The sequence below is a fragment of the Halobacillus sp. genome (assembly GCF_049282395.1).
In the GTDB taxonomy this organism is placed as follows: Bacteria; Bacillota; Bacilli; order Bacillales; family Halobacillaceae; genus Halobacillus.
In genome coordinates, this window is the sequence record NZ_JBAPTY010000004.1 from 1 (window position 1) to 5,854 (window position 5,854).

General features: G+C 44.5%; 4 protein-coding genes. 3 read left to right on the forward strand and 1 reads right to left on the reverse strand.

All coding sequences use genetic code 11. The features are described from left to right. Positions 1-325: 325 nt before the first annotated feature. Complete coding sequence (locus WAM07_RS00130; RefSeq protein WP_422163736.1) at positions 326-1,090, reverse strand: DUF4397 domain-containing protein; 765 nt, start codon at positions 1,088-1,090, stop codon at positions 326-328. Positions 1,091-1,266: 176 nt separating this feature from the next. Here WAM07_RS00130 and WAM07_RS00135 point away from each other — a divergent pair, with 176 nt between their 5' ends. The 3 genes from WAM07_RS00135 (at position 1,267) to WAM07_RS00145 (ending at position 5,485) form a co-directional block, all read left to right on the forward strand. Continuing rightward, the gene (locus tag WAM07_RS00135; RefSeq protein ID WP_422163741.1) at positions 1,267-2,235 is read left to right on the forward strand and encodes a LacI family DNA-binding transcriptional regulator; all 969 of its coding nucleotides are present in this window, start codon (positions 1,267-1,269) and stop codon (positions 2,233-2,235) included. Positions 2,236-2,437: 202 nt separating this feature from the next. Next, positions 2,438-3,853, forward strand: coding sequence for a PTS transporter subunit EIIC (locus WAM07_RS00140; protein ID WP_422163738.1), 1,416 nt, complete (start codon positions 2,438-2,440; stop codon positions 3,851-3,853). Positions 3,854-4,030: 177 nt separating this feature from the next. After that, a complete protein-coding gene (locus WAM07_RS00145; RefSeq protein ID WP_422163740.1) occupies positions 4,031-5,485 on the forward strand; it encodes a sucrose-6-phosphate hydrolase in 1,455 nt (484 codons plus the stop codon). Positions 5,486-5,854: the final 369 nt, after the last annotated feature.

A 5,854-nucleotide genomic window follows, 5' to 3' on the forward strand; every position in this document is an offset into this window, starting at 1 on the left:
ACGAGACTCCCGCGGGAGAAGGAGCTAGGCGAGACCCCACAAGGAGTGTTAACGACTGAGGAGGCTTGCCAGTTCCCCCGCAGGAAAGCGAGTTGTTTCCGCAGCCTCCCTTATCAAATTTTCGGCACCGGATCCAAGTTATCTTGAAACTGAGTCTTCAACAATCCGGCCCTATTGCGTAATAAGCTTTTTATGGAAAATCAACAATAAGCTTTAGCAGAGCCTTTTTTAAAAATAATTATGCTCTGCTGGGGTGGAGGCACTCGTCTATAAGCACAATAAAACACAAGCAGCGAAACCAGAGGAATCGCTGCTTGTGTTTTTATTAAGGCTGAAGAAAAATAGCTTCAAGTGGAGGCTCGTCACCAGCTAAGCCCACGGCAACAGCTGTATAAGCCTGGTTAGGACTTAAGGTTACATTTGGAACAGTTAAGGCTGTCTGATTTGTTCCTGCCACGCGGACTTCAAGGTTAGCGGTCGTCGGCGGGAGTGTGAGGTAGCGGGTAGCTTTTCCGAATGGTACATTACGGAAGAGTACATCTCCGCCCTGTACAGCAATATCTACGTTCGGTGCGTTTGGCGATAAGTGCCAGAAGCGGACCTTAGCATTTCCAGATGAGATACTGTCATTATCTGCGACGGCGATCAGCCGCAGGTTGTTCAGCCTGCCGGCAGCAGCAACCGTATACATATTACCTGCTTCGACGGAGACGTTTTGCGTCAAGACGGGCTGATTCGTTTCTCCGGCAGGATAAATGTCGATTCGATATTGGCCTGCAGGAACGCTTAAATATTCACTTTGCTGCTTATACGTAACGCCTTCGAGAACCTTCTGGCCGTTCACATAAACATCTACGGCAGGAGCATCCGGAGAAGCATGGAGTACACGGACCTTCGCTTCCCTGTTCATTCCCATCATACCAGAATTTTCACCGCGTTCCTGCATCATGATCCAGCGCTGCATACATTCCAAATGTCTTTGGTAATAATAGATGTGCTTCTGAGGATCGGAATACTTATAATAATTCGACAGCATATCGTACTTGGCAGCATTCCACGCCAATTGATCATAAGGGTCATAATTATACATGGGCAGGCTCCTTTCATAAAAATAACTTCCCAAATAAGCTTATTCAAATTATCAGAAATGAGACCCCGTTTTTAAAATCCTGCTTTACAATAGGAGGAGATAGACGCGAAAGAAAAGAGATATGATACAATGAACCATAATAACTATGTGTTAAAGTAGGTGAAGTTTTGGTTAATATGAAAGACGTAGCCAGGGAAGCTGGTGTTGGCCTCGGTACCGTTTCTAGAGTTCTGAATAAAAATGGACCTGTGAAAGAAGCTACCCGCCTGAAGGTAGAAAGGGCGATTGAAACGTTAAAATATAAGCCGAATGAAGTCGCTCGAAACTTTAAAATGCAGCAGTCTCAATCGGTTGCACTCATTGTTCCTACGATTTGGCATCCTTTCTTCTCGAATTTCGCTTATCACCTGGAGAAGAAGCTTTCAGAGAACGGCTATAAGATGATTCTTTGTAATTCACAGAGTGATGTAGATAAAGAGATTAATTATATTTCTATGTTAGAGAAAAACAAAATTGATGGATTGGTTGCCATTACGTACAGCTATGACCTGGACCAGTATATATCCAGCGACTTGCCTATTGTGAGCATCGACCGTCACTTTACGGAGGATGTAGTATATGTAACGAGTGATAATGAAAGCGGCGGCCGTATTGCTGCTGATGAATTGATGAAGCGGGATTGTAAAGAAATTGCTTTTCTAGGCAGTCTCTCCAGCATTAAAAATGAATCCATGAGACGGCGCCAGGGATTTGAAAATGAAGTGAAAAAGCATAACTTTCCGCACCGTATTCTCGAACTGGAAGAACCTGTTCATGACATTGCAGGGAGTGTCCGTCAGTTTTTTGAGGAGTATCCTGAAGTAGATGGAGTTTTCGCGATGAACGATAAATGGGCAAGAATTATCATTGAAGAATTGAAAGCCAAAGGGAAAAAAGTTCCTGAGGATGTCCAGGTGATCGGCTACGACGGCGTAACCCCGAGTAAAGAAGAAGAATTAACATTCTCAACGATTAAACAGCCTGTGCCGCTTATGGCAGAGAAAGCAACACAAGCCCTGATGCAAATCATTCAGGACGAACCTGGGGAAGAGAAGATCATTCTGCCGGTCGAATTTTTTGCTGGAAATAGTACAAAAAAGTATTGACATATGTTGCTGAAAGCGATAACATTTGATATATCAGAAAAAGCGATTTCTAGAGTCGCTTTTCTTTAAAACGAAAAGTGGAAACGTTTCCACTTTTTGCTCAGTCGTTTTGAATAGGACGCAAACGTTGGTTTATTTTTTACCCTAAAGTGGAAACGTTTCCACTTTGTAGAATGATTTTGAATTTTAGGAGGGGAATGGAATGGCTAGAAACCCTAAAGCAGTTGCCGATGCCGTACTGGAAGCTTTTGGCGGAAGAGAGAATATTTATAAGGTGTCTCACTGTGCCACCAGGTTGCGAGTAGAATTGCATGATGATAAGAAAATGAATAAACAGGCTTTTGATTCCATTGAAGGAGTGAATGGCTACTTTTTTCAAAGCGGTCAGCACCAGGTTATTTTGGGGACAGGTTTTGTAAATAAAGTATTTGCTGAATTTGAGAAGATGGGTATCGCTGAATCTCAGGGAGAGAAGGAAGAAGAAAGCACTTCGAATAAAGGGAAAATGCAGCAGCTGACCAAAACTTTCGCCGATATCTTTATTCCCGTTATTCCTGTACTGATCGCTACGGGTCTTTTGATGGGCTTACGCGGATTATTAATTAATGGGTTTGGAATGGAAATGTCCGGTACGATTTTGAAATTATCTCAGGTTCTAACCGATACGGCCTTTACCTTTATTCCTGTACTGGTCACCTGGTCGGCTATGAAAAAATTCGGAGGATCTCCGGTTATCGGCGTGGCCCTCGGATTAATGCTTGTGGCCCCTCAGCTTCCCGATAAATGGGCTGTATCTTTTGGAGAGGCCGAACCGCTGCTGCTGCCATTCTTAGGTTTCGATATTCCGATTACAGGAATGCAAAGTTCCATTCTTCCAGCTGTATTTATGGGCTGGTTAGCCGCTAAAATTGAAAAGAGCGCGAGAAAATACATTCCAGAAGTACTGGATTTAATATTAACACCGTTTGTCACCTTGCTCTTCTCGCTTATTCTAGGTCTGGTTATGGTCGGGCCACTGATCTTAGGAATTGAAAATCTAATTACTTCAGGCATCATGTACTTTTTCGAACTACCCTTTGGGTTAGGCGGGTTTATCTACGGAGGCGCCATTCAGTTCTTAGCCATCACGGGTATGCACCACACGATTGTACCAATTACCGTGAAGATGGTTGCCGAGACAGGCTATGACTTGATCAACCCGATAGGTACCGCGGCCATTGCCGGACAGGCTGGTGCTGCGCTTGCTGTTGTCCTCCAGCAGAAAAACCGGATTAAGCGATCCAATATGTTTGGTTCTGTCATTCCAGCTTTCTTAGGGATCACGGAGCCCGTCATGTTCGCCATTAACCTGCCAAAAGTAAAACCGTTTTTATTCGGATGTTTAGGTGGAGCTGTCGGTGGCGGTCTGGCTTCGATTCTGGGAATTGCTGCTGCAGGAACAGGATCGACGATGCTTCCAGGGCTTCTGTTATACATTGGAGGCGGCTTCTTCCAGTACATTTTAGTTATTCTTGTCGCTTTAGCCGTATCCTTCCTGGTAACATTCTTCGTCTATCGTGAAAAACAGGAGGAAGAAGTGGAGCATCCTGAGATGAACTATGATGTGAAACATGGTTAATTGGTAAGTACACCAGTGAATTTACTAATTTTACGTGTGAGTTACGCTGACTAAATTCTAAAACAGGTGGGTCGGGGAAAGGTGATTTTCCCTGCTCACCCTTTGTCCATTATGGATAATTGTGAACGCCATCATTCTTTTTCAACCCCCTAAATACAAAAAAGGAAGGAGCCCCTTATGACCCAGCTTATAGACTTTTCTAACCGTCAAAATCGATTTTTATCGCTGACGGATGTATCCAGCCAGTATTTGCAAATGATTGAAGGCAAAACCAAACAGGATCCTTACTATCCAACCTATCATGTGGCTCCTCACCATGGATTACTGAACGATCCGAACGGATTATCTTTTTTCAACGGGAAACATCACATCTTTTATCAATGGTTCCCCCTCGGTCCAGTTCACGGCCTTAAGCACTGGTATCACGTATCTACGGAAGATTTCATCCATTTTGAGGACCACGGCATCGCTCTTTATCCTGATTGTGAGCTTGATTCCCATGGATGCTTTTCTGGAGCGGCCTTTGCAGAAGGCGGAATGCTTCACCTTTTCTATACAGGAAACCACGTGACAGAAGAGGGCATACCGAATCCAAGTCAAGTGTACGCCTCGATGGATAAGCATTTGAATATTACAAAAGGGCGTCCTATCGCTCATGCACCTGCTCCAGGATTCACCCATAACTTTCGCGATCCTGTTGTTTTTAAACGAGAGAATATTTACTATATGCTAGTAGGAGGAGAAACCAAAGACGGGGAGGGGGCCCTGGCTCTTTATCAAGGAGAAAGTATACAGCAGTTATCTTTTCAAGGAAAAGTGACCACAGACCTGCCGGATGCCGGGTATATGTGGGAATGCCCCAACTACTTTGAGCAGGACGGGCGCGGGGTGTTCATCTTTTCTCCTCAGGGAGAGTTAGAAAGCGATAAGTATAACTTCAATAATGTGTTTTCTGTCGCTTATGTGCTCAGTGATCCGCTGGATGTTCGCAAGCTTCACTATGAAGGGAAGCAGTACATTGAACTTGATAAAGGATTCGACTTTTATGCTCCTCAAACGTATGAGGATGAACGGGGAAGAAGGATTCTAATAGGATGGCTCGGTAACTCGAAAAGCGATTACCCAACGGATGAGAATATGTGGGCACACATGCTGACGATTCCCCGGCAAGTTACCCTTCAGAGGAACCGCCTCGTTCAACAGCCGCTGGAGGAACTGAAGAAATTACGTCTAGGTGCAGAAACACTGGAACAGGAACATGGCTTAATCTCCCGGGCGTTTGAGCTGGAGTTATCCGTGGATCCAGACTTTACTCTAACTTTTACTAATCGTAAAGGGGAATCTGTCACTTTCTCATCGAATGGGGAGGAATATTGCCTGGATCGCTCTGACATGACTCATACGTTTGCGGAAACCTACGGAACGAAGCGATATGCTTTAAGAAAATATAAAGAAAGCCACCGCATCCGTATGTTTATGGATACTTCCAGTCTGGAAATCTTTTGTGATTATGGGGAAACCGTGTTTACCAGCCGTATATTCATAGAGGATCTGGAATACTTGAAGTCAACTGGGGTTTCGGGCACCCTATACAACTTCGGCTCTATTACACTTGAAGCGCAGAATGGCTGATCAAGCCTCCTTGGACTTTCAACTGGAAGAAACCAAGCGGAGATCTGCTTTTTTAGAATGGTGTAGCTGAAAAACAAACGATACGAACTCTTCACTCAAAAAAAGCGGAAGGACCAACCAGGCCTTCCGCTTTTGCTAATTAATTCTCATTAAATGATTATTCAACAAAAGGGCCGGATTATTGAAGACTAAGTTTCGAGATGTCTCAGGTCCGTTGCTGAAAAGTAGATGAGGGCAGCTACGGAAACAACTCGCTTTCCTGCGGCCCTACAAGACGTAGGGTCGATCGACGTTGCCACAGGACGTGGCGACTTTAGTCGATCCTCCTTTTACCAGGAGCCTCCTCAGTCGTTAACACTCCTTGTGGGG

Bases quoted from the DNA above. Each gene is read 5' to 3' on its own strand.
- WAM07_RS00130 (WP_422163736.1), bottom strand. From the start codon at position 1,090: ATGTATAATTATGACCCTTATGATCAATTGGCGTGGAATGCTGCCAAG.
- WAM07_RS00135 (WP_422163741.1), top strand. From the start codon at position 1,267: ATGAAAGACGTAGCCAGGGAAGCTGGTGTTGGCCTCGGTACCGTTTCT.
- WAM07_RS00140 (WP_422163738.1), top strand. From the start codon at position 2,438: ATGGCTAGAAACCCTAAAGCAGTTGCCGATGCCGTACTGGAAGCTTTT.
- WAM07_RS00145 (WP_422163740.1), top strand. From the start codon at position 4,031: ATGACCCAGCTTATAGACTTTTCTAACCGTCAAAATCGATTTTTATCG.